The sequence below is a fragment of the Exiguobacterium sp. MMG028 genome, assembly GCF_027947425.1.
Classification (GTDB): Bacteria; Bacillota; Bacilli; order Exiguobacteriales; family Exiguobacteriaceae; genus Exiguobacterium; species Exiguobacterium aestuarii_A.
Genome location: NZ_JAQJIN010000002.1, coordinates 283,298 through 307,445, shown reverse-complemented (window position 1 = coordinate 307,445; position 24,148 = coordinate 283,298). Strand labels below are relative to the sequence as shown.

Annotated in this window: 19 protein-coding genes and 1 pseudogene; 14 read left to right on the top strand and 6 right to left on the bottom strand. The window is 42.4% G+C overall.

Going from position 1 to position 24,148, the window contains the following annotated elements; genetic code table 11:
• Window positions 1-192: 192 nt before the first annotated feature.
• Together PJK55_RS08735 and PJK55_RS08730 are read right to left on the bottom strand one after the other, a co-directional pair.
• A complete protein-coding gene (locus tag PJK55_RS08735; protein ID WP_271305497.1) occupies window positions 193-1,647 on the bottom strand; it encodes a 6-phospho-beta-glucosidase in 1,455 nt (484 codons plus the stop codon).
• 42 nt (window positions 1,648-1,689) lie between these two features.
• Window positions 1,690-3,580: pseudogene (locus tag PJK55_RS08730) on the bottom strand (beta-glucoside-specific PTS transporter subunit IIABC).
• 411 nt (window positions 3,581-3,991) lie between these two features.
• Between PJK55_RS08730 and PJK55_RS08725 the strand changes: the two are divergent.
• Genes PJK55_RS08725 through PJK55_RS08705 form a run of 5 tightly spaced genes read left to right on the top strand, consistent with a single transcriptional unit; the run spans window position 3,992 to window position 11,355 of the window.
• Window positions 3,992-5,410, top strand: a complete 1,419-nt coding sequence (locus PJK55_RS08725; RefSeq protein ID WP_271305496.1) for a polysaccharide deacetylase family protein — start codon at window positions 3,992-3,994, stop codon at window positions 5,408-5,410.
• A 1-nt stretch (window position 5,411) separates the two neighbouring features.
• Window positions 5,412-7,268 (top strand): glycosyltransferase family 2 protein, encoded by a 1,857-nt coding sequence (locus PJK55_RS08720; protein WP_271305495.1) that lies wholly within the window; start codon window positions 5,412-5,414, stop codon window positions 7,266-7,268.
• The gene (locus tag PJK55_RS08715; RefSeq protein WP_271305494.1) at window positions 7,258-8,994 is read left to right on the top strand and encodes a polysaccharide deacetylase family protein; all 1,737 of its coding nucleotides are present in this window, start codon (window positions 7,258-7,260) and stop codon (window positions 8,992-8,994) included. The genes PJK55_RS08720 and PJK55_RS08715 overlap by 11 nt, the downstream gene beginning before the upstream one ends.
• A gap of 13 nt (window positions 8,995-9,007) precedes the next feature.
• A complete protein-coding gene (locus PJK55_RS08710; RefSeq protein ID WP_271305493.1) occupies window positions 9,008-10,042 on the top strand; it encodes a hypothetical protein in 1,035 nt (344 codons plus the stop codon).
• A 20-nt stretch (window positions 10,043-10,062) separates the two neighbouring features.
• Window positions 10,063-11,355 (top strand): nucleotide sugar dehydrogenase, encoded by a 1,293-nt coding sequence (locus tag PJK55_RS08705; protein ID WP_271305492.1) that lies wholly within the window; start codon window positions 10,063-10,065, stop codon window positions 11,353-11,355.
• Between the two features lie 104 nt (window positions 11,356-11,459).
• On the opposite strand, the gene PJK55_RS08700 is transcribed toward PJK55_RS08705, so the two are convergent.
• Window positions 11,460-12,107 (bottom strand): acetyltransferase, encoded by a 648-nt coding sequence (locus PJK55_RS08700; protein ID WP_271305491.1) that lies wholly within the window; start codon window positions 12,105-12,107, stop codon window positions 11,460-11,462.
• A 228-nt stretch (window positions 12,108-12,335) separates the two neighbouring features.
• Here PJK55_RS08700 and PJK55_RS08695 point away from each other — a divergent pair, with 228 nt between their 5' ends.
• From PJK55_RS08695 to PJK55_RS08655, 9 genes are all read left to right on the top strand, one after another.
• Window positions 12,336-13,181: an aldolase/citrate lyase family protein gene (locus PJK55_RS08695; protein ID WP_271305490.1), complete on the top strand. Its 846-nt coding sequence runs from the start codon at window positions 12,336-12,338 to the stop codon at window positions 13,179-13,181.
• A complete protein-coding gene (locus tag PJK55_RS08690) occupies window positions 13,178-14,089 on the top strand; it encodes an NAD(P)-dependent oxidoreductase (protein WP_271305489.1) in 912 nt (303 codons plus the stop codon). The genes PJK55_RS08695 and PJK55_RS08690 overlap by 4 nt, the downstream gene beginning before the upstream one ends.
• A gap of 174 nt (window positions 14,090-14,263) precedes the next feature.
• Window positions 14,264-15,316, top strand: coding sequence for a glycosyltransferase family 2 protein (locus PJK55_RS08685; protein ID WP_271305488.1), 1,053 nt, complete (start codon window positions 14,264-14,266; stop codon window positions 15,314-15,316).
• A gap of 13 nt (window positions 15,317-15,329) precedes the next feature.
• A complete protein-coding gene (locus tag PJK55_RS08680; protein ID WP_271305487.1) occupies window positions 15,330-16,484 on the top strand; it encodes a glycosyltransferase family 4 protein in 1,155 nt (384 codons plus the stop codon).
• A 17-nt stretch (window positions 16,485-16,501) separates the two neighbouring features.
• The gene (locus PJK55_RS08675; RefSeq protein ID WP_271305486.1) at window positions 16,502-17,680 is read left to right on the top strand and encodes a hypothetical protein; all 1,179 of its coding nucleotides are present in this window, start codon (window positions 16,502-16,504) and stop codon (window positions 17,678-17,680) included.
• Between the two features lie 126 nt (window positions 17,681-17,806).
• On the top strand, window positions 17,807-18,568 hold the full coding sequence (locus PJK55_RS08670) for a YveK family protein (RefSeq protein ID WP_271305485.1): 762 nt from the start codon (window positions 17,807-17,809) through the stop codon (window positions 18,566-18,568).
• Window positions 18,537-19,235: a CpsD/CapB family tyrosine-protein kinase gene (locus PJK55_RS08665; RefSeq protein WP_271305484.1), complete on the top strand. Its 699-nt coding sequence runs from the start codon at window positions 18,537-18,539 to the stop codon at window positions 19,233-19,235. Before PJK55_RS08670 ends, PJK55_RS08665 begins: the two co-directional genes overlap by 32 nt.
• A gap of 15 nt (window positions 19,236-19,250) precedes the next feature.
• On the top strand, window positions 19,251-20,804 hold the full coding sequence (locus PJK55_RS08660) for a lipopolysaccharide biosynthesis protein (RefSeq protein WP_271305483.1): 1,554 nt from the start codon (window positions 19,251-19,253) through the stop codon (window positions 20,802-20,804).
• A complete protein-coding gene (locus PJK55_RS08655; RefSeq protein ID WP_271305482.1) occupies window positions 20,804-21,445 on the top strand; it encodes a sugar transferase in 642 nt (213 codons plus the stop codon). Before PJK55_RS08660 ends, PJK55_RS08655 begins: the two co-directional genes overlap by 1 nt.
• Here the strand turns inward: PJK55_RS08655 and PJK55_RS08650 are convergent.
• From PJK55_RS08650 to pgaC, 3 genes are read right to left on the bottom strand one after another with little or no spacing between them, the layout of a single operon-like run.
• Window positions 21,435-22,307 (bottom strand): polysaccharide deacetylase family protein, encoded by an 873-nt coding sequence (locus PJK55_RS08650; RefSeq protein ID WP_271305481.1) that lies wholly within the window; start codon window positions 22,305-22,307, stop codon window positions 21,435-21,437. The two genes, PJK55_RS08655 and PJK55_RS08650, sit on opposite strands and share 11 nt — an antisense overlap.
• A complete protein-coding gene (gene pgaD / locus PJK55_RS08645) occupies window positions 22,304-22,768 on the bottom strand; it encodes a poly-beta-1,6-N-acetyl-D-glucosamine biosynthesis protein PgaD (RefSeq protein ID WP_271305480.1) in 465 nt (154 codons plus the stop codon). Before pgaD ends, PJK55_RS08650 begins: the two co-directional genes overlap by 4 nt.
• Window positions 22,726-23,985 carry a poly-beta-1,6-N-acetyl-D-glucosamine synthase gene (pgaC, locus tag PJK55_RS08640; RefSeq protein WP_271305479.1) on the bottom strand — a complete coding sequence of 420 codons (1,260 nt, stop codon included), beginning with the start codon at window positions 23,983-23,985 and terminating at the stop codon, window positions 22,726-22,728. Before pgaC ends, pgaD begins: the two co-directional genes overlap by 43 nt.
• Window positions 23,986-24,148: the final 163 nt, after the last annotated feature.

Sequence of the window (24,148 nt, the reverse complement as noted above, 5' to 3'; positions counted from 1 at the left end):
AAAAAAATGAGTATTGAATTATAAAAAGAAAACGAGTGGTGAATTGATAGTCGCTAAGTAAGAACTATTTTTGTTAGAAGTGCACAAAATAGTGTGGTTATGAAAAGTTTAGAACGTCGAAAGTTTGCAACCATAAAGAACACCCGAAGATTTGATGATAAGCCATCAAGTCTTCGGGTGTTTTGAATCGTGTCATGATTTTGTCTGAACTGGAGAAGTCACTTCTGCTCCATTCGTCGCAATCACTTGCTTATACCAATCAAAGCTCTTCTTCTTCGAGCGGGTGAGGGTTCCGTTCCCATCGTTATCCTTATCGACATAGATGAAGCCATAGCGTTTTTTCATCTCGCCTGTCGACGCACTCACTAAGTCAATCGGACCCCAGCTCGTGTAGCCGATGATGTCGACACCGTCCTTAATGGCCTCGTGCATCTGTTCGATATGCTTTGCCATATAGTCGATGCTATAATCGTCTTCCACAAATCCGTTCGCATCCGGTGTGTCGACCGCACCGAGTCCGTTCTCGACAACGAACAATGGTTTTTGGTAGCGGTCGTACAATTGGTTCGCTGTGATTCGGAAACCGGTCGGGTCGATTGTCCAGCCCCATTCCGACTTCTCGAGGAACGGGTTCTCAAGTGAGCTGAAAATGTTCCCTTCGGTCGATGCGTTAATCTCTGGGTCTGTGCTCGTTGTCCGGCTCGCGTAATAGCTGAAGCCGATGTAATCGACCGTGTGCTCTTTCAACAGTTCGAGGTCACCGTCTTCCATTTGAAGTGTGATCCCGTGTTCTTCTAGATAACGTTTCGCATATCCCGGATATTCCCCGCGCGATTGAACGTCGATGAAGAAAAACGATTCCCTGTCTTTGTCCATCGCATCTAACACATCATTCGGGTTACACGAATAGGCATACGTTTGACCGGCGGCAAGCATACAGCCAACCTGTAAATCTGGATTGATGGCATGGGCCGCTTTGACCGCTTTCGCACTTGCGACGAGCTGATGGTGTGCCGCCTGATATTTCACTTGTTCTTTGTCTTCTCCATCCTCGAATACGATTCCCGCACCGATAAAGGGTAAGTGTAACAGCATATTAATCTCGTTGAACGTCATCCAATACTTTACTTTTCCGTTGTAGCGAGTGAAGAGGGTTGTCGCATACGTCTCGAAGAAATCGACGACCCGGCGATTGCGCCAGCTTCCATAGTTTTTGATGAGACTGACTGGGACGTCGAAGTGAGCGATCGTCACCACGGGCTCAATACCATGTTTCAATAGTTCATCAAAGACGTCATCGTAGAACTGCAATCCTTCCTCGTTCGGTTCTGCATCATCTCCGTTCGGGAAGATACGTGACCACGCGATGGAGAGACGAAGTGCCTTGAATCCCATCTCGGCGAATAGCGCAATATCTTCTTTATAACGATGATAAAAATCGATTGCCTCGTGCGATGGGTAGAACTCACCGGGCACCGGCTCTAAAGAAGGTAGCTCTCCGAACATGACGTCAAAGCGTTTCTTCCCCGTCGGCAATAAGTCGACCGTTGTCAGCCCTTTGCCACCTTCTAAGTAAGCACCTTCCGCTTGGTTTGCGGCAATCGCGCCGCCCCATAAAAATCCTTTTGGAAAACTCATCGAATCCATCCTTTCTATAATAGGGGAGGAAGATTCCTCCCGCTTGATTCATTAAATGCTGAAAATGGGATCGCCCGTCTGGACGTTGTTGGCATTGTTCGGTGAAAGTGCTTTTCGATTCGTGACAATTACCGGTGTTGTTAATGCACGACCGGATTGTTCGATTGCCTCGATATCGAATTCGATCAACAGTTGTCCTTTTTCGACAAATTCACCTTGCGTGACGTATGCCTTGAAATGCTTTCCTTCTAATTGAACGGTATCCATGCCGATATGGATGAGGATTTCAGCCCCTGACTCCGTCGTGATGCCAATGGCGTGATGTGTCGGGAAGAGTGCGGACACCGTACCGGAGACCGGGGCGACGAGCTTGCCTTCCGTCGGTTCGATGGCGACGCCTTGACCGAGTGAACCAGATGAGAAAGCGACGTCTGAGATGTCTTTCAAACGGATAACAGATCCTTTGAGCGGACTGACGATTTGTTCCTGGCCGACAGTTGTCGCGGATACTTCTTTGGCGACCGGAGTGACTTCTGGTTGTGGTGTCGCAGCGGCTGCTTTATTGACGCCACCGAAGAGGTACGTTAAGACGAATCCGACAATGAAGGCAACGGCTGTTCCAATTAGTGAACCGTAGAAGCCGATCGTAATGCCCTCAGGTGAGATGTTTGATGGATAACCAAAGACACCGAGACCACCGATGATATAGGTTTGCGTGCCCATGACACCCATGATCCCGCCACCGACGGCACCACCGACACAACTCATGATGAATGGTTTCTTGAGCGGAAGCGTCACACCATAGATAGCCGGTTCGGTGACACCGAAGATACCTGAGATAAAGGCCGGGATACTAAGCGTTTTGATTTTTAATTTTCAAGAAGACGGCGAGCACGGCACCGATTTGAGCGAATGATGCTGCAAAGACGAGTGCGAGTACAGGATCGGCTCCGAGTGACGTCAAGTTGTTGATGGCGACCGGAGCGAGCCCCCAGTGAAGACCAAAGATGACGAACACTTGCCACAAGCCACCAAGGAAGATACCGGCGACGAGCGGGCTCAAGTTGTACACGGCGACCGTTGCGCTACCGAGCAACATACCAGCCCATGTCGCGATCGGTCCGATTAAGATGAATGTAAGCGGTACGACGATGAGTAACGTAAGTAACGGAACGATAAACATTTTGATGACGTCCGGAATGACGGTCTTCAAGAACTTCTCGAGTTTCGCTGCGAAGAACGCCGAGATGATGATCGGAATGACCGATGTCGAGTACGTCATCAAGAGGACCGGGATACCAAGAAACGTGATATGGATCGGAGACTCAAACATCGTTCCCGTAAAGACGGTATAGAGGGGGTCTCCTGCCGTGAGCGTGGACAACGTCGGATAGACGAGTGATGCCCCGATGGCCATACCAATGAACGGGCTCCCGCCGAATTTCTTGATGGCCGTATAGCCAAGGAAGATCGGGAAGAAGTAGAACAGTGAATCACCAATGGCATTCAACAATTGATACGTACCGGAAGTACTGTCGAGCCAACCGAGTGCGACAAACAAAGCGTTGAATCCTTTGATCATCCCGGTCGCTGCCAACACGCCGAGGACAGGGGTGAAAATGCTTGAGATGATATCGATGAATCGGCTGAACAAAGAGCCTTTCGGAGCGTCTTCTTCAATCGGGGACTGTTGTTGGAACCCACCGACTTCTACGACTGCTTTGTATACTTCAGGTACGTGATTTCCGATGACGACCTGATATTGACCACCACTCTTCATGACCGTGACGACGCCATCCATGTTTTTAATGGCTTCCGTATTGGCTTTTTGTTCATCCTTCAATTTGAAACGCAAACGGGTGATACAGTGGATGACGCTGTTGACGTTTTCCTTGCCGCCAACTTGCTGGATGATGTCACGTGCGAGCTGTTCATACTTCATGTCCGTTCCCTACCTTTTCATTGGATTTTTGGGTTTGCGTCAAATAAAAAACCTGACCCGTGTCAGACGAAGAACGTAATATCACGTCATTCATCTGACTCGAGCCAGGTTATGCCCATTAAAGATAACATTCCTACTCAGGAGAGCGTTCAGTTATTTGATACTTGAAAATGTAGTATGAATAAAACTTAAATGTAATCGCTCGCATATAATTTTGTAAATTTTGGATTATAGTTGTGATTTAATGAAAAAGTAAGGGAATTAGATGGATTGCTTCATTTTTTCAATAGCCCTTTTAACCTAATCATTGACCAAACATAAAAAAACTCATCTTCAATATAAAAACAATCTCATATGATAAATGTAATAAATAAAATCGAATCATCATTATATGAATGAAAGGATCATGATATGAAATTCAATTCATTGCTATCTTCGCTTTTAGTTGGTGCATTCCTACTTGCGGGTTGTCAGGAAAAAGAAGTGATTAACCCAATCAAACCATCGCTTGAAATCCCTAAAGTCTCACATCCAGCGTTACCTCCCTTGACAAATATACAGACGACTATTCCTTCGATTGCTCTTACCTTCAATGGTTTGGCAGATGATCAAACAATGTTGGCATTATTAGAAGCATTGAACAAAGCAGATATCACAGCGACGTTTTTTGTTCCGGGTATGAAAGCGGCAGAGAATCCCGACATGATTAAGCGTATGATGCAATTTGGTCATTCGATTCAAAATAACACACTCAATATGGTGGTGCCCGACAAGCTGTCGTATGAAGAAGCTTATCGGGAAATATTTTTAGCCGATCAAGTGTTACAAAAACAGTTCGGTCTTGATCCGGAGTATGTCCGTTCAAAATCAGGTGACAGCACGAAACCTTTTGAGTTGGCCGCAGCACAATTGGATCAGCGAGTTGTCACATCTACAATCAATCCGAAAGATCGAAATATGCAGTCTGCGGAAGAGATGCTGACGTACATTGATCGTTTTGTATCGCGAGGAGCAATCATTGAATTGAACACGTATTTAAATCCGGAGGTCGTTCCGCTGATTGAAAAGTTAGCAAAACGAATGGGTGAGCGAAACTATAGCTTTTCTACGTTGGACGAACTACAAGATACGAGTTACGTGAGCGGGCGTACCGTATCGTCGAACGGATTGAAAGTTCAAAAGGTACGTGAAAACATCAAACCAAAAATCATACGTCAGTTCAATACAGATAAACGAGAAGTGGCTTTGACGTTTGATGATTGGGCAAGTGAGGCGAGAACACTCGAACTACTCGATATATTGGATCGCTATCAAATTAAAGCAACGTTTTTCTTGATTACGCGAGGTGTGGAAAATAATCCGCAATTGGCTCGATTGATTCTAGAGCGTGGTCATGAAGTCGCTAGTCATTCGTATCATCACAAAGTCGTGACAGAAATGACGAAAGAGGAATTACAACAAGATGTCGTCCGTTCTGATGAAATTTTGACAGAAGCGTTGCAACAAAAACCGCTTAACTATTTCCGACCTGCGCAAGGAATCATGACGGATGAGACTGCTCAGACGATCACGGCTACCGGCGTAGACTATATTATGCTTTATGACGTCGCCTCTTGGGACTGGAATATGAAGATTGATACGGATGAAGTATATGACCGAATTATCGGAACGGTTAAACCAGGAAGTATTATCACGATGCATATTCTCGACAATTCACACACGATTGACGTATTGCCAGACATCATTGAAACATTACATCGAGACGGCTACTCCATTCAACCGCTTTCGACAATGTTAGAAAGAGAGGGAGCTGTCTACGACAGCGAGTGACATGAATAATCCAAAGGAAACGATTCTTCAACCTTTACAGGACAGACGGCTCCTATCTAATATCCCGGATCCAGAAGGCGTTCGTCGGACGGTTGACCGTAGAGGCTTTCTTGAACAGGCGGTTAGTGAGAATCCGAATGACTTGTATAAGAAAAAACTAGAAGGTCAACGGTATATGGTCAATTTCCCTGTGAAAACGACTTTCAATAAACAGACAAAAACACTAAGGTGTCACAACATTTCAACGACAGGTATTTTGCTTGAGCTGCCAGACGGAGAAAACGAATCCTCGTTCGAATCAGCCGTTCAGTTGAAATTTGTGATTCCTGACGGTGCCATGCCTGAAGGATATGAGGCAAAAGTTAGTATGCCGGCGAAGAAAGTCCGGACATTTGTTGAGCGTGTTGACGGCAAAGAAGTCAGGTTCATGGCATTTATATTTGAGAAGCCACTTGACCTTTATTTCAAACGCCGTCGTTGGGGATTGTCGATTTTTATGGCAAGTGCGTTCCTCTTATTTATCACGCTACTTGTCCTTTTGATGCGGGCGGAAAGTGTCATTTATTTTCGATTTAATAAATTTTTATACTTTTATAGTCTATTGGCTGCTACCTTTTTACTGAGCCGATATATATTTGGACTGCTTTATCGGAATGTGCCAATCAACATGGATTATGAGCCCGGTGTTTCGATTATCATTCCGGTGTTCAACGAAGAAGAGTGGATTGAGCGCACGATTATCAGTTGTATCGACCAATCCTATCCAACTGACAAGCTCGAAGTCATCGTCGTTGATGACTGTTCTACCGATCAGACGGCTGAACGAGTTAGACGTGCATTTGAAAAAATCGATGAGAACGGGGAGCGGTTCAATACAAAAGCAAGGATGCGATTTCATATATTAAGTGAGAACGCTGGGAAACGAGAGGCGTTGGTAGCTGGGGTCAATATGGCAAAACATGACTTGGTCGTCTTTGTCGATTCAGATAGTTTCTTAGAACCGACAGCTATCCGAAACATCGTTCAACCGTTTCAAGACCCGCAAATGGGTGGTGTTGCTGGCCGTACTGAAGTCGAGAACAAATTTACGAATGCCCTTACAAAATTACAAACGGTCCGCTATTATGTGGCCTTCAGAATTATGAAGGCTGCTGAATCCTGGTTTGACTGTGTGACGTGTTTATCCGGGCCGCTCTCTTGCTACAGAAAAGATTTAGTGATGAAGCATTCGCAAGCCTGGCTCGACCAACGATTCTTAGGTCATCCGGCAACCTTTGGAGATGACCGAAGCATGACAAACTTCATCTTAAAAACGCATCGGACCACCTATCAGGATTTAGCAGTGTGCTCGACAATCGTTCCATCCAAAACAGGAGTTTTCTTACGCCAACAAATGCGTTGGAAGCGCTCGTGGTTGCGAGAATCTCTTCGTGCGCTAGGATTCGTTTGGCGAAAAGAACCCTTCATGGCGGTGTTTTTCATTGTCGGCTTGATCGTTCCGATTGCCGCTCCGATCGTGGTAACGTACAACTTAATTTATGTACCTGCCCGATATGGTATTTTTCCGATGACCTTTTTACTAGGCTTGATGTTGATGGCATTGATGATGAGTTTTGCGCATCTCTTTTTCCGTAAGAGTAAACTGTGGTCATTTGGGGTCGTGTTTGTCCTGTTCTATGAATTCGTCCTCCTTTGGCAAATGCCTGTAGCATGGGTGACGTTTTGGAAGTCGACGTGGGGAACGCGGGACACACCTCAAGATGTACTCGAACAGAACAAGAAGCAAGAACGGCGCGCACTACGCCGACCGTTTTCGCTGATTACCATGAAAGGAGAGCGTCAAGACGATGAGCAGTAAAACGTATAACGTCTCTTCCAAAAACAGAAGAAAGCGAATCAGTGCAGTCATACAAGGCATCATCTTGTTACTGCTTGTCATCACATTAGTGCGTATCGTATGGATTACTGATCGATATGTACCGGCTGATGAAAGTGAATTAACCAACAAAAAAGGATTTGTGGCACTTTCTTATTTTGGAGTGGCTCGTAATGAATCTTCGAAATATGTCGGTAGAGACACACTTCGACAACAACTTTCGCTGTTAAAAGATCAAGGGTTTGAAACAATCTCTCAAGATCAGGTAACGCGCTTTTTAGAAAAAGGAGAGCCACTTCCGGAAAAGGCACTCTTTTTATCGTTTGAAGATGGACGCAATGATTCGAGCATCTTTGCACAGCCTGTCCTGGAAGCTTTAAATTATCAAGCGACGATGTTTACGTACGCAGATAAGATGAACACGTCGGACACAAAATTTTTGAAGCCACGTGATTTAAAACCAATGATGCGGAGTGGTTATTGGGAGCTTGGTTCGAACGGATATCGATTGACATATATCAACACGTTCAACGACCGAGGAGAACTTTTAGGTGTCATTCCAGAAAATGATGTTCCCGATAAAACAGATATTGAATACTATAACCACTATTTGATGGATTATTTACGAGATGAGTACTTGATTTCAACAGAGTCCAAGCAAGAAATGGAAGCTCGAATCGCGAAGGATTATACTGAAATGAAAAAGGTTTATGAATCCGCATTTGGATTCGTGCCAAAAAGTTATGCAATCATGCATGCGAATGCGCTGTACAACAATATGAATGAAAATGTTGAAGCCGTGAATGACAAATATATTCGTGACACCTTTGGAATTCACTTCAACCGTGACCAAAAAGCCTACAACGATCGTGAAGCCGATCCATATAATCTGACACGTATTCAAGCAATTCCATCGTGGTCAGTCAACCACTTGTTGATGAAGCTTCGACAAGATTCACCTTATGAGATTGACTTTTTTGAGGGAGATTCGACCTTGGCTTCTCGCTTTAAAGCGACAAACGCCGTTTTAGAAGCAAATAAAGAATCTCTGATTGTGACGACCTTTCCTGGTAAAGAGGGCGTAATCACTCTACAAAACGAGGTGCCACTCCATTCTACAATCGAAACGCGGATGACCGGAGCAGTGATGGGAGAACAAAACATTTCCCTTCAAGATGCTGAAACAGGAAAGACATATCGTATTGCCTTGATGAAAAATGTGTTGACCATCGATGAAAAGCAGTCATGGGACACAAAACAAATCAAGCAAATCACGCTTCCGGAAATCAAGTGGGACGGAAAAGATTTTTCGTTTAACAAAGCGACCAACTATACGTATGAAGATACGCAATCAGGTTCACGTATTAAGGACGGAGAATATCCAAGAACGTTACCGAATGATCGACACGTCAAGTTAAGTGTTGAATCAAAACAATTGTCGGTTTGGGTCGACGGAAAACGGTACGTGGACATTCCTGTAGAAATGAACGACTCGTTCTACGTCAAATTAGGAGGAAGAGCCATTCAATCAAAGTCGGGATATCAAAAGGATGAGGGAACGATTTATGATGCCTCATTTGAAGGGTTACGAATCAAACAAGGCGATCAAATCATTTACGATTCAGCTCCTACACGATCGGAACAAATGATGACACAAGTGAAGACACGTTGGGATCGTACGATTGATTTCTTTATCGAAACGTTTTAAAGGGAGTCAAAGAATGAATAAAATGATTTATCTACTAGCGATTGCGATGCTTGTCAGTCTATATGGGTGTGACGAGGCTCCAGTTGAGAAAATAAGTACGCCGCGCGTTACAGAATCAATCGATACAGATTTATCGTGGTGGCTCGTTGATTGGGCGATTGAAGACGGTGTAGACGAGACGGTCAAACTGCACTCAGAGTTAGATCGCCTTGTCTTGTTCGGTGGATATGTCGACGACGTTGGCAACCTCTATCAAACAGATCAAAGTAAAAAATTGATGGAAGAGGTGTTTTCCACCGAATCTCTCCAAGAGAAACCGATCTATTTGACTCTGGTCAACGATCGGTTCACAGGTGAGTCCGTCATCCAAAAAGATCCGGGCGTGATTACAGCGTTACTTCAAGATTCATCACTTGAAGCACAATATTGGGAACAAGTGATGGAGGTGCTTGAACAGCACCCTTTTACAGGAGTTGAAATCGATTTCGAAAAAATACCGCCAATGAGCTATTCCTCATATATGAACTTTTTAGTGCGCGCGAAAGAACGATTAGACGAGCGAGGTATTCGTTTACGGGTGGTATTCGAGCCGAGTGTATCGTTTTCAGACATGGAGCTACCGGATGAAATTGAGTATGTGATCATGGCCTACAATTTGCATGGATTTCACACACCTGCTGATCCTGGACCGAAGGCGACCTATGCATTCTTTGATGAATTACACGGTCGTCTAAAAGAAGGAACCGATTGGACAATTGCGCTGGCAACTGGCGGTTTTGCATTTTCCGAAGGCGAGGTTACTTCATTAACGGAGAAAGATGCGCTCGCTTTAATCCCGAAAGGAACGGAAATTGTTCGAGATGAGTCTAGCGGAGTGTTGCATGCAACTTTTACAGATGAGGGTTCAGTGACATCTGTATGGTGGGCAGATGGAGAAACACTTAAAGATTGGATGAATCACTGGGAACAAACCTATGGATACCATAAGTTTTCTCTTTGGCGGGCAGGAGAATGGTCCGATGATTCGTTGAAGGTTTTATCGAAGTAGTTAAAGGAGGAAGTCTCGTCGTGGCAGTGAAAGAAACAATTGGAATTATTGGTTTGGGATATGTCGGATTGCCGTTGGCAGTTGAATTTGCGAAGCATTTCGAAGTTGTCGGATATGACATAAACCAAGAGAAAGTAAATGCATATTTAGATCAAATCGATGTGACGCAAGAAGTGGGAGAACAAGCGCTTTTGGAAACAGCAGCAACGTTAACCTCTGAGGATGAGATGTTAGCAACGTGTACAACGTATATTGTCACGGTCCCAACTCCAATCAATACTGATAAAACACCAAACCTTGACCCAATCATTCAGGCGACAAAAAAGATTGGACGTGTTCTCGAACCGGGAAACTTGGTGATTTTTGAATCTACGGTGTATCCGGGTACGACCGAAGAGATTTGTGTGCCGATTCTTGAGGAAGAGAGCGGACTCAAGTTCCATAGTGATTTCCAAGTAGGCTATTCACCGGAGCGAATCAATCCGGGAGATAAAATTCATACATTGACCACGATTCAAAAAATTGTGTCGGGTTCAGATGCAGAAGCGCTTGAACGAATTGATGCACTCTATAAAACGATTATTGAAGCGGGAACGTACCAAGCACCTTCTATTAAAGTGGCTGAAGCGGCCAAAGTCATTGAGAACGCGCAACGGGATATCAATATTGCTTTTGTGAACGAACTTTCGATGGTGTTCGAACGAATGGCGATTGATACGCAAGAAGTATTGGCAGCTGCGCGTACGAAGTGGAATTTTCTCCCGTTCACCCCTGGTTTAGTGGGAGGACATTGTATTGGAGTGGACCCATACTACTTTATCTACAAAGCGGAGCAGCTAGGCTATCATTCACGGATCATCTCTGGAGGACGTGCCGTCAATGATTCGATGGGCGAATTTGTGACCCAAAAAGTCATTAAAGATTTAGTTCGCCAAAAGCGTGTGTCTACTTCAATCCGAGTGGGCATATTAGGTGCCACTTTTAAAGAAAACTGTAGTGACGTACGCAATTCGAAAGTGTTTGATATCGTGTCTTCTTTAGTTGATTACGACATCGATGTACTTGTTCATGACCCGGAAGCCAATGTTCAGGATGTGAGCTTATATTATCATCATTCATTAGTGACACGTGACCAACTACGTGACCTAGATGCTATCATCATTGCGGTTGGACATGATGTCTTTAAGAAGCACTATTCATTGATTGATTTAAAATCTATGTTGAAACCGGAATCGACTACTCTGTATGATTTGAAAGCGATTTATCCAAAAGAACAGGCAGTCGCATTAGGATTGAATGTATGGAGTCTATAGAAATCAATGATTGCAAGCACCTATGAATGACGATTTTATCAGAGCGATTCATACGGAAAGCGAAAAGCTGCGAGCCCTTCAAAAAGGGAATCGCAGCTTTTTCATTATAAGTAGCGCTCGTTCGTATCACGCTTTCGTGTGACTTTGGCCGGTGTACCAAATGCAATCACTTGACTGGGGAGGTTGGAGACGACGGTGGCACCTGCCCCAACGACCGTATCTTGACCGATTTGAATGTTTTGAATGACCGTTGCACCCATTCCGATGAAAGATCGATTTCCGAGACGGACATTTCCTCCGAGATGAGCTCCTGGCGCAACGGATGAGAACGGAGCGAGGTGGCAGTCATGATCGACGGAAGCCATGGTATTGACGACAGCGTGTGCTTCAAGGACTGCATTGGGGTTCACGACACTCCCCGCCATGACCGCAACGCCAGGACCGATAGATACGTTCTTTCCGATGATGGCACTTGGATGAACCGCAGAGACGAATTCAAAATCTGGCATACGATCGAGCACGCGATAAGCGACAGCGTTTCGGTAATCATTATCTCCAATACCAATGATGCCTTTGCGAATGACGGTGGTCGTGCCAATCATACCAATTACAGGATACCCGTAAATAAACTTCCCAATTAAATCTGGATGATCATCGTATATTCCAGCTATTCGATAAATCCCCATCAATTCTAAAATATCAATCAATACTTGTGCGTGACCGCCTGCACCAAAAATTACAATCCATTCCATGTGGAAGTCACCCCTTTTGTTGAAAAATGTCGAAATGATTTGTCTGTAATGACATTATTTCCGATTCCTTTGATTTCAAACAAAACCAAAAAGAATTGACGAACATGAATTTAAAATGCCACTTTGAAAGACAAGTGTCGTTTCAAAAAGATGCTATTATTTTCTGTTTCATTGTTTTTTATATTGGTTAATTTCAAAAGGTAACCATTCGAGGGGAGGAATACAAAGATGTCCTTAACCTTTATGTATATTACTAACCAACCAAATGTGGCACTTTTGGCTGAACAAAATGGAGTAGATTTGATTTTTGTGGATTTGGAATTGAACGGAAAAGTGGAGAGGCAGGGACATCTTGACACGGTTATATCTAGACACTCGATGCATGATGTCAGTCGTATTCGTGCTGTATTAAAACATGCAAAACTACTCGTAAGACTAAATCCCATTCATTCAGGGTCTCGTTTTGAAATCAACGAGGCAATTTTTCGTGGTGCGGACATCCTTATGTTGCCTTATTACAAAACGGTAGATGAAGTGACAACGTTTATAGAACTTATTGATGGGCGTGTCAAGGTATGTCTTCTGTGTGAAACGAAAGAGGCGGTTGAGTGCATGCCAAACATATTAACTTTAAACGGAATTGATTTCATTCATATAGGATTAAACGATATGCATTTGAGTTATGGGCAAACATTTATTTTTGAACCGCTTTCGACTGGACTTGTCGATAATATTGTAAGACAAATACGTGAAGCGAATATTCCTTACGGATTTGGCGGAATTGCTCGTATCGGAGAAGGACGGATACGGGCAGAAAAAATTATTGCCGAGCATATGCGCCTTGATTCATCGTTCGCCATCTTATCTCGGAGCTTTTGCAACATCGGTTCTACTGAAAAATTGACAGCAGAACAGGCTCAATTGTTTCGGGAAGGGGTATGGAGAATTAGAGCATATGAACAAGAGCTCGAGTCAATGTCATCGGAGTGGTTTGAGCAGAATCGTCTAGACTTAGTAGCAGACGTACAGGCGCTCACTTCGGAAAGGCAATTAAAGAAAGGGATTCTGTCATGAAGATATGGGTTACAGGGATGCACCTATCCCTTGATCAACGTGAACAGCTTGAAAAATTGGGGCACGAGATCACGATGCTACAGCGAGAATCAGACATCATAGAGTGTGACGTATCTGAAGTAGAGGCTCTTGTCTGTCAAAATGTTTTTACTTATCGAACATTAAACGAGTTTCCACGATTACAGGTGGTGCAGGCGGTAAGTGCGGGACTTGATCGCTTACCGATTGAACAATTAAAGGAGCGAGATATTCGGGTTTATAACGCCGGTGATACATACGCCGTGCCTATGGCGGAATGGGTCGTTTGGCAATTACTCGATTTTATGAAGTATGGAGCTGCATTTCGAGAGAAACAACAAAATCGACATTGGGAAAAAGAACGTCGTTTGCTCGAATTGAGTGGGAAGACGGTCACGATACTTGGCGTTGGAAATGTAAGTGAAGCCATTGCCAAACGATTGCGTGCTTTTGACATGCATCTTATTGGAGTCGGTCATCGTGAGAAAGAGGTACCTTTCGTGGATCGCTATGTGTTGATGGATAGCTTATATGACGTTTTGCGAGTAAGTGATGTTATTATTCTCGCGCTTCCCTTAACAGATGACACATATCATCTTATCAATCAAGATGCGCTTGCTGTCATGAAAGAAGATTCAATTCTAATGAACGTAGCAAGAGGCGCGGTTATTGATGAAGAGGCGCTTGTCAAATCACTTCATGATGGGAAATTTTTTGGTGTAGCACTCGATGTATTTGAAACGGAGCCGATTCAATCCGATCATCCCCTCTATGAATTTGAATGGGTGAATCTGACACCGCATAATTCTTATGTGTCCGATCAAGTGAATAATCGACTTTTCCAAAATGTTTATAAAAATTTACAACAATACACAAATTATTTCTCCTAACCCGATTGCTTCAGGCTCTCGGGTTTTAGTTTTGATAATTCACTAAAAAATTATACATGGCTCTTTTTATTTCGGATTTATTCGATTTTTTGAATGGGAACAATGTCGTATAACCCTTTAGGTTAAACATTTCATATTTTCTGATATGACCAAATCATAAAAGGAGTGAAAAGAATGTCAAAGCATTCACCATTGATTAGTTTGATTGTTCCTGTATACAATACAGCCCCTTATATTGAGCAGTGTCTTGACAGCCTCATTAATCAAACTTACTCAAATCTTGAAATCATTTGCATCAATGATGGCAGTACAGACGACAGTTTTGAGGTGTTAATGAAGTACGATTTTGATTCACGCGTAAAATTGTATGATCAGACGAATCGAGGATGCTCATTTTGTCGAAATCGAGGACTTGACTTAGCGAATGGTGAGTATGTGATGTTCATTGATAGTGATGATTGGATTGATATTGATGCAATTCGCACATTGGTAGAACATGCTGAAGCAGAACGAGCAGATGCAGTAATGGGTACTTACGTTAGAGAGTATGAAGGACGTTCCTTGCCAAAGCGAATCTTTCAATCTGACTTCTTGTCATATGATGCTGAAGAAACGAAACGTTATGTTCATCGACGTCTGTTTGGGTTGGTAGAAGAAGAGTTAGCTCACCCAGAAACTATTGACGCCATGAATTCAAATTGTATTACGCTTTATCATCGAGATTTAATCAGAAATATATCTTTTGATAATACGTATGGGTCATTTGCCGACTTATACTATCAAATTCGAGCTTTAGAGAATTGCGAAAGATTTATCTATATTAATTTTCCTGTATACCATTATCGTAAAACGAATTCACATTCTATGACGAGTATCTATCAAAAAAACTTAGTTAGCTCCCGCATGGAATTTTTTAAAGTCCTCATGAGCTACATTGAGGAACGAAACTTAGGAGAAGATTATAATCGTGCACTGTATAATCGTATCGCGCTTAGCATGATCGGCATTGGACTCAACGAGCTGAGTTCTAATAAGTCAATGTTTTCACAAGCAGAAACATTGAGACAAGTGCTGAATCAAGAAGAATACAAAGAAGCCTATTCTCAAATGGATATGCAGTACTTTGATTTAAAATGGCGCACGTTCTTTCAATTGTGTAAGCATGAACAGACTGTTCCACTCGTCTTGATGCTTCATGGTGTGAACTACTTGCGGAAGCACATTTGAGGAGGAGATAAACATGAAACAAGTCCTCATGGTCGCATCGGTCGTATCGATGATTGAAAGTTTCAACCGTGACAACATCCGCACCCTTCAAAACATGGGATACGAGGTGCACGTCGCCACGAATTTTGAATGGGGCAGTATGTATAGCGAAGAAAAGGTCGAACGCGTCAAGCAAAGTTTACGGGAGGAAGGGGTCACCATCTTTCAAATCGACTTCGAGCGAGACATTAAAAAGATGAACGGGCATGTTCGGGCATTCAAACAATTGAAACGCGTCATGACGACACAGTCGTATGCGTTTCTCCACTGTCATTCCCCGATCGGTGGCGTGATTGGTCGTCTCGTCGCAAGGCAAACAGATACGCCATGCATGTACACGGCTCACGGGTTCCACTTCTTCAAAGGCAGTCCTTCTCTCAACTGGATGCTCTATTATCCGGTCGAACGGACACTTGCCCGATTGACCGATACCATCGTGACAATCAATCAGGAAGACTTTTCGAGAGCGCAGACATTTAAAACGACGCACACGTTCCGCATTCCGGGGATTGGGGTCGACACGAAACGAATCGAACAGGTTCATATCAATCGTCCGTTGAAACGTCAATCGCTCGGCGTGGACACTGATACCGATTTCGTCTTACTGTCCGTCGGAGAATTGAACGAGAACAAAAATCACGAGACAATCATTCGAGCGATTGCCGAACTCGGTGATTCAAGCATCCGTTACTGGATTGCCGGGACGGGGAACGCGAGACCTCAATTAGAACGAGTCATTCGAGAGACGAACCTCACGAATCAAGTACAGCTCCTAGGTTTCCGGGATGATGTGTTTGAAGTGATGAAAGCGGCAGACTGTTTCGTCTTTCCGTCTAAACGAGAAGGACTCGGGATGGCGGCGCTTGAGGCGATGGCGGCAGGGTTACCGATCATCACCTCGAATGTGCACGGTATCAACGACTATTCGGTCGATGGGGTAACGGGTTTCAAGTGTGCTCCGAATGATATTCAAGGATTCGCGCGCGCTATTCGAACGATGCGACTTGATTTTAAGCTTGCTCAGAAAATGGGTTTTAATAATATGAAGACCGCTAAATCATACGATGTTGAACAATCGAATACAGAGATGCGGCGAATATATGAGTCTATTCATCCATCAAAACACTAAAGTAAGGAGGCGTCGTCGTGAAACCAGGTACAGAAGTGAGTATAGTGCGCTACTTAGTACTCATATATTATTTGCTCGCTACGATCATTTTTTATATGCTCGCAATTTTTGTTAACGGTAATGGTGTATCGTTTCAAATTTTCGGGGGAGGAGATGACGGCGCGTTCTACTGGGAACAAGCGATGAATGTTTTTTATGACTTAACATGGATTCGTACCTCTATTTATCCATGGATTATCGGAAAATATATGCAGCTGATTGGCACAGAAAGTGTATTCGCGATTCGTATGTTTAACTTTTTTGGAGTAGCACTCTTGTTACACTTTTCACTAAAACTAGTCACAATTCAAATAACGTCAATATCACCACAAGAAAATATTTCAAGAATTCAACGAAATGCCTATTTATTGGCTCTCGGTAGTTATGTTGCCTACATTAGTCTATTTTTCAATATTACGACTTCGATCTTTCGTGATGTCTGGATTTACATGCTATTCATAACTGCAACTTATCTTGCGATTCGTTGGATTTTTGAAAAGAATTGGACGTATTTTATTCTGCTTCTTCCGACAATTTGGTTGCTAGGTCAATTTCGAACTTACGCGTTACTTTCCTTTGTTTTAGCTATGGGAATCTGGTTTGTCTTAAGAATAGTGAAACGTCCACTCTTATTTTTTACACTTTTTATAATTTTATTCGGTGGCATTTATACGTTCTTTATGGATATGAATGTTCCGATTGTTGACCGAACGCTTCGATCGGCCCTACAGTATCGATCAAGTGGTCTTGGTCAATTGGGTGGTGGAAGTCAGATGGGAATTCAATTGGATTCCACCAATTATATTGGGTTTCTTATTCATTACACACACAGTTACGTAGGAAACTTAATCGGTCCATTACCGTGGCATATTCAGAGTGCCTCCACAGCAATTGCATTTTTGATTGAAGCAATTCCGATGACATTAATCATTTGGTTTATTTGGTTGAAAAGAGCATCTTTAACAAAGATTCAAGGTTTTATTCTGACTCAAGCTTTTGTATGGAATGGGTTAATCGCTATTACAAATGACAATATTGGAACAGCTTTACGACTAAGGGCGATTGCATATTTATTAATTCTACTGGTATTTGCTGTTGCTTATAGTCGTCACCGAGAAGAGATTAAGAAAGAGTCAGTGTCATCTCCTCAGCAATAAAGATTTCAAAAAAAGATAACCATCTCTTCTCTATTTTGAATTGAAGATTTTTTTTAAGGGAAAAGTTCAATATCTTAATCTAATGCACATTTTCGAAATCGTAGAAATTAGGGAGGTAGAATCGTCGTGAAAGATATTAATTCTTCGATACAGGATACGTGGTTTATTTTGAAGTCTAGAAAGTGGATTATTTTAATGATAATGGTTCTATTTGGGGCATTAGCTTATTCCATTAGTCGATACGTCATCCCTCCGACTTATGAAGCGTCAACACAAATTTTAGTTGTCCCAAAGGAAAATGGAACTGAGGTATTGGACAGTAATCAAATTCAATCATCGCAAGGTCTAATTAATACGTATCGGATTATTATGAAAAGCCCGATCATTTTAAGTGAAGTTCGAGAAAACATTCGAAATGCCCCTGAAAATCTAGAAGAGCGAATTGTGATTGAAAGTGAAGAGAATTCTCAAGTTATCACAATCAGAGCTACTGCTGGATCTGGGGAGATGGCAGCAGATATTGCGAATGAATTAGGGGAAGTATTTTCAAATGAAATTCCGAATCTAATGAAAGTAGATAACACCCAAATTCTATCGCCTGCATTTGTTCCAAATGCACCAACTGAACCAAATATTACACGGAATACTGCTATCGGCGTAATGATTGGATTTATATTAAGCAGTGCTTTCGTTTTAATTCGTCACTTGTTTAACAAGCAGATACGAACAGAGTCAGAGGCAGAAATGATTCTAGGCATTCCTGTGATTGCTTCAATTCCAATATTTGAACGTCAATCTTTCAAAAAAGGTCAACATGAGTTAACTAACAAAAAAGAGTTGAAGGAGGGCGAGAAGTATGTTCCGAAAACGCAAAGAAAACTATCATAGAGATATGGCACGAAACTTGATTACGATTTCAGATCCGAAATCCCCGGTTTCTGAACAGTATCGTACACTACGTACAAATCTAGAGTACACATCACTTGGTACAGGGTTACAAACCATATTAGTTACGTCAACAATTTCTGGAGAAGGGAAATCTACAACTGCCGGAAATTTAGCGGTAGTCTATGCTCAATTAGGGAAACGTGTTCTTGTTATCGATTGCGACATGAGACGACCGACAGTACATCAAATTTTTCGATTAGATACTAGAAATGGACTATCGGATGTTCTAGCAAAACGCGTTGCAATAGATACTGCTATCCAACACACACAACTTGAAAATCTATATGTCATAACGGCAGGAATCGTTCCTCCAAATCCATCGGAGTTACTCTCAGCAGCAACATTTAAAGAAATGTTGAAATATCTCCAAAAAGAGTTCGATATGATCATTTTAGATGCACCACCCGTAATGCAAGTCGCAGATAGTCGGGTCGTTGCGACTGAGGTAGATGGTACCATTCTCGTTGTAAATTGCGAATCATCGGATCGAGACGAAGTGGTGAAGGCCCGTGATCAGTTAACGATGACAGGCACTAAAATATTAGGTATTGTTTTGAATCGTCGGGCTCATCGAAAAGATAAAAACTATTATTATGCTTACCAATGACACGGAGGTATACCTATGGCAACCAAATATGCTCTCGAACCGGAAGAAAATAGTTCGAAACAAATTAAATATGGTGCCTTGGTATCCTATTTTTCAATAGGCTTCAATATCATTTCTGGTTTTCTGTATACACCATGGATGATTTCGAAGATTGGACAAGCCAATTATGGATTGTACGTCCTCTCTTTTTCAATCATTGCCATATTTGCATTTAATTTAGGACTTGAGGTAGTTGTGGCAAGGTTTTTAAGTCAATATCGGAATCGAGGCGATCGTCAAGGGGAAATTCGTTTTTTAGGAATTGCCTATAAACTATTCTTTCTTCTGACATTTATCTTAGCGGTTATATTAACGATTTTATATGTTTTTTTAGACGAAATTTATAGCAACCTTGGCACAAGTGATTTAGAAAAGCTTCAATTCATGTATCCGATTGTTGCTTTTTATATCTTAATTACGCTGATTGCTAAGCCACTTGATGCAGTGTTTATTGTAAATGAACGGTTTATTCAATTTAACACAATACTATTCTTTGAAAAAGTGACTATCGTTTTTTGTACCATTGTAGCACTTTTAATGGGTTATGGTGTGTATGCCCTTGTTGTCATTAATGCCGTCGTAATACTATGTACAGACTTATTTAAAATAGCGTATATCATGAAATATACAGATACAAAAATAGATTTTATGGCCGATGGAAAAGGGATGTACCGTGAAATTTTTGTTTTTGCTTCCTGGCAAACGACTGTTGCGGCCACTCACAATTTTCTCATGAATATCATGCCTACAGTTCTTGTTATTTTTGCGAGCGGAGTAGCCGTTGCTATTTTCTCAATCGGAATGGTTGTTCAAGGGTATGTATTACTAATAGCTACAGCAGTTAATTCTCTTTTCTTACCTAAAGTTTCAAGAATCAACCATTCTGGTGATTTAAAAGATATTGAAAATTTAATGATTCGAGTAGGACGGATACAACTATATGTTGTGGGCTTTATTACAGTGATTTTTGTTGCGATGGGATCAGAGTTCATTCATTTTTGGGTGGGGGATTCATTTCGAGAATCCTACGTTGTAGCAGCACTCCTTATATCAATGGGAGTTATTACGCTACCACAAGAAATTGCAAATATACATTTGGTGACGACAAATCAAGTTCGCTATCGCGCCTATGGCATGGTAATTTCAGCCGTGGTTGGTTTGATTCTTGCAACATTTTTAAGTGGACCATTTGGAGCAAGCGGGGCAGCACTTGCCTTGATGATTGGGTATTTAAGTGGAAACGCTCTCTTCATGAACCTTATTTACGTGAAAATACTACATCTTGATATTCTTCGATTTTTTAAAGAATGTCATTTAAAACTACTGCCAGGATTAACTTTGATATTAATTATAGGATTGGTGATTCAACACCTACATTCATCATCAAATATCATTGAGTTCTTTTACAAAGGAATAGGTCTGACAGTTTTATATGTGATTTTTACTTGGCTCTTTACAATGAATTCGTTTGAAAAAGATTTGATTCGATCAATTCTTTTACCAAAACGTATGAAGAAAGGGGAGTTTTGATGAGCATGTATGCCCGATATATCAAAAGACCACAAGACTTTTTTTTCGCAACGATTGCTCTGATTTTATTGATTCCGGTGATGACAGTGACAGCTTTTCTGATTCGTAAAAAACTAGGAGGACCAGTCTTATTTAAACAAAAACGTCCAGGAAAAGACGGAATAGTCTTTGAAATGATTAAATTTCGGACAATGACAGACGAACGAGATGAAACTGGAGAATTGCTCCCCGATGACAAACGTTTAACACCATTCGGGCAAAAACTACGTTCGCTTAGTATTGATGAGTTACCGAGCCTGATCAATATTATTAAAGGAGATATTGCTATCGTTGGTCCTCGGCCTCTGCTAGTAGATTATTTACCTCTTTACAATGATGATCAGAAACGGCGTCACGATGTGAAACCAGGATTGACGGGTCTCGCACAAGTGAACGGGCGAAACCGCTTATCCTGGGAAGAACGGTTTGAATTAGATGTTCATTATGTCGAACACATCACGTTTTTGGGAGACTGGAAGATTATCTTTCAAACAGTGAATAAAGTGTTAAAACGAGATGGGATTTCATCCGAAACGTCCGCGACGATGGAGGCGTTTATGGGGAGCGAAGTGAAGAAAAAACAAGATGCACTCAGTCGATGAGGGCGTCTTGTTTTGATGTAAAGTAAGGTTTAACGAATTTGTCGAATAGTTGTTGGTCGAGTAAGTACCGATTGATGAAAAGAGGTGAATTCTCGTTCGTAATCGGATTCGGACTCAAGATGAATGCATCGGTGAAGCCTGCAGACTGTGCGATGGCCGTCACCGCATCATCTGTTTCTCCAAAGGGATACGCAATCGAGGTCACATTCACCCCTAGTTCTGCTTTTAAAGTATCCCGACTTTTGTTGAGATCTTCCCGAAAAGCTTCGTGTTGAGTCGGATCCAAAAACGTCGCTTGCCCGTCTTTGATGTAATGGAAATCATGCGTGTGCGACCCAAAATCGGCAAGTCCGCTCTCGTTCATCTCCCTCAATTCATCCCATGTCGAGAGTTCTAAATTTTGAAAACGTTCGCCTACATGATTCGTGATGACAAATAATGTGAATGGTACTTGTGCTTCTTTTAAAATCGGGTAGGCATTCTCGTAAACGGTATGGTCGACGTCATCAAAGGATAACCAGACACAGTTGTCAGGGATCGGGTTACCGCGAACATATCCGGCTAACTCTTCCGCTGTTGCGAAGTGAACGTCTTGTTGTTTCATCCAGTTTATTTGTTCCTCGAATTCATCTTCATACACGTTATATTTGGTCAGGTTATCAGATTTGGATACCATTTCAACCGCTTTGTTCCATACATTCGGTGTCTTGATCCGATGATAATTGAGACCGAGACAGACGCCCTCTTTCGCGAGAAGCTCAGGATTGGGTACTTCTGAATCGTTAGACATGACGTCCTGTACCTTCCAGACGATGAAGAGGATGACAACCAATACAATTATCCACTTGACCAAACGTTTCATTCGTCGAGCTCCTTGACAGGATTTTTTTCGAATATGATGACTTTATCATGTTGTAGTCTTTCAATTGTCGTAGCATCGATCAATCCGAGGTTGTTCAAGTCTTCGATGGTAGATGGTACAGGCGGCTTTCGGCGATTTAATGGGCCATATCTTTTTTTGTTGTAAATCCGCCATGCAATGAGTAAGACGGATAAACCAATCATGACTAGGACGCCGAAACTAATCAACTCCCGAATATCTGTGTTGGTCACATTTAGCGCAGATTTTAATGTGGCGATGTAACGGTCATTTTGATTGAGAAGTGCACTTGTGAAAAACCAAGTGACAACGAATGTGTAAACCCAAAAAAGGACAGTCAGTAAAATCTCAATGAACGAGCGAAGGAAAGAACGCTTCGTCTTGACTAGAACCTTTTGTCCTATAAGCTGCTCCGTCTCGTTCCGCGATCGGGAGAATTCCATGTCGCATATCCTCCTTTCAGAGTTGAACGAATCGCTTTCGGTGTTGCCGCGATGACGACGAACGTATTTAACATCCAATAGACGGCTGGATACCAAGCTGCCCATACATAATAACGGAAAACATTATCGTATTTGGCATCATTCCAAAGTGAGATAATCAATTGAATGTGACTGATCATCACGAGGGCAAAAGAGTTATACGTGAACCAAATCAACATGTCTTGAATCGTGTCTGCTGTGACGAGCAAATAAAGAGTGACGATGAGCCACGCGTATGCCCAAATGACGCTGATGACTTGTTCAATATAGACCGGCCAAATCCTGCGTTGTCGCCAATCTTTGAAGATGTCGAAGTGACGTAATACGACTTCTTGTCCCCCTTGAGACCAGCGGACGCGTTGTCGCCAAATTCCAGATAGCGATTCTGGTACGAGCATCCAACAAAGAGCGCGCGGCTCATAACGGATATCCCAAAAATTACGTTGAAGTTTCCATGAGACGGCGATGTCTTCGGTAATCATGTCGCGGTCCCACAAGCCGACAGAGAGTAGTGCTTTTTTACGAAACATGACGATGACACCAGATACCGTCATGATTTTTCCCATGACGCGTTGCGTCCGTTTGATTGAACCGATGATAGAAGCATACTCGACGATTTGCATTCGGCTGAGTAGGGTGTCACGATTTCGGATGCGTGGATTTCCAGTGACGGCACCGACACGCTCTCCTTTTTCAAGGAAGTGACGCACAAGATAATATGGCGCTTCTTCCGCCAAAAATGCATCAGAATCCACACAGAGCAAATATTCAGAATGAGCGGCATGCGCAGCCATATGTAGCGCATTTGCCTTCCCGCGGTTCTCATGACAATCGATAACACGGAGGCGTTCGTGTTTATCGGCTAATTCAATTAATATGTTTCCCGTGTCATCTGAACTTCCGTCATTCACTGCAATGATTTCTAGGTTAGGGTATGTGAGATGGTCGAGATACGTAATCGTTTCCTCAATCGTTTCTGCCTCGTTATAGCAAGGAATGAGGATGCTGATCAGCGGCCACTCTCGTTCGTTTAAATCGAGTTCTTTCTCACGTTCGCGGGTGACGCTGAATAATAAAGCCCCCGATATCCAAAACATGGCCATGATAAATGGATACCAAAAGACGAACTGTGCTAGGGGTTCAATCCATGGGGCGAACTCTAGTAAGTAGAAGGTCATAAACAAGTTCCTTTCTATCAAAAATAGAATACATAAGGAGATTGAACTTATATAAAATAAGATGGATATTTTTACATTATACTAGATGTGAATTCAGTTGTACGATTATACACTTCAAAAATAGCTCATATTTTAGGTGGTAAATTATACAGAATATAATCCG

What these genes read in the sequence shown, in the direction of transcription:
- PJK55_RS08735 (WP_271305497.1), bottom strand. Translation starts at nt 1,647, where the DNA reads ATGGATTCGATGAGTTTTCCAAAAGGATTTTTATGGGGCGGCGCGATT.
- PJK55_RS08725 (WP_271305496.1), top strand. Translation starts at nt 3,992, where the DNA reads ATGAAATTCAATTCATTGCTATCTTCGCTTTTAGTTGGTGCATTCCTA.
- PJK55_RS08720 (WP_271305495.1), top strand. Translation starts at nt 5,412, where the DNA reads ATGAATAATCCAAAGGAAACGATTCTTCAACCTTTACAGGACAGACGG.
- PJK55_RS08715 (WP_271305494.1), top strand. Translation starts at nt 7,258, where the DNA reads ATGAGCAGTAAAACGTATAACGTCTCTTCCAAAAACAGAAGAAAGCGA.
- PJK55_RS08710 (WP_271305493.1), top strand. Translation starts at nt 9,008, where the DNA reads ATGAATAAAATGATTTATCTACTAGCGATTGCGATGCTTGTCAGTCTA.
- PJK55_RS08700 (WP_271305491.1), bottom strand. Translation starts at nt 12,107, where the DNA reads ATGGAATGGATTGTAATTTTTGGTGCAGGCGGTCACGCACAAGTATTG.
- PJK55_RS08695 (WP_271305490.1), top strand. Translation starts at nt 12,336, where the DNA reads ATGTCCTTAACCTTTATGTATATTACTAACCAACCAAATGTGGCACTT.
- PJK55_RS08690 (WP_271305489.1), top strand. Translation starts at nt 13,178, where the DNA reads ATGAAGATATGGGTTACAGGGATGCACCTATCCCTTGATCAACGTGAA.
- PJK55_RS08685 (WP_271305488.1), top strand. Translation starts at nt 14,264, where the DNA reads ATGTCAAAGCATTCACCATTGATTAGTTTGATTGTTCCTGTATACAAT.
- PJK55_RS08680 (WP_271305487.1), top strand. Translation starts at nt 15,330, where the DNA reads ATGAAACAAGTCCTCATGGTCGCATCGGTCGTATCGATGATTGAAAGT.
- PJK55_RS08665 (WP_271305484.1), top strand. Translation starts at nt 18,537, where the DNA reads ATGTTCCGAAAACGCAAAGAAAACTATCATAGAGATATGGCACGAAAC.
- PJK55_RS08660 (WP_271305483.1), top strand. Translation starts at nt 19,251, where the DNA reads ATGGCAACCAAATATGCTCTCGAACCGGAAGAAAATAGTTCGAAACAA.
- PJK55_RS08655 (WP_271305482.1), top strand. Translation starts at nt 20,804, where the DNA reads ATGAGCATGTATGCCCGATATATCAAAAGACCACAAGACTTTTTTTTC.
- PJK55_RS08650 (WP_271305481.1), bottom strand. Translation starts at nt 22,307, where the DNA reads ATGAAACGTTTGGTCAAGTGGATAATTGTATTGGTTGTCATCCTCTTC.
- pgaD (WP_271305480.1), bottom strand. Translation starts at nt 22,768, where the DNA reads ATGGAATTCTCCCGATCGCGGAACGAGACGGAGCAGCTTATAGGACAA.
- pgaC (WP_271305479.1), bottom strand. Translation starts at nt 23,985, where the DNA reads ATGACCTTCTACTTACTAGAGTTCGCCCCATGGATTGAACCCCTAGCA.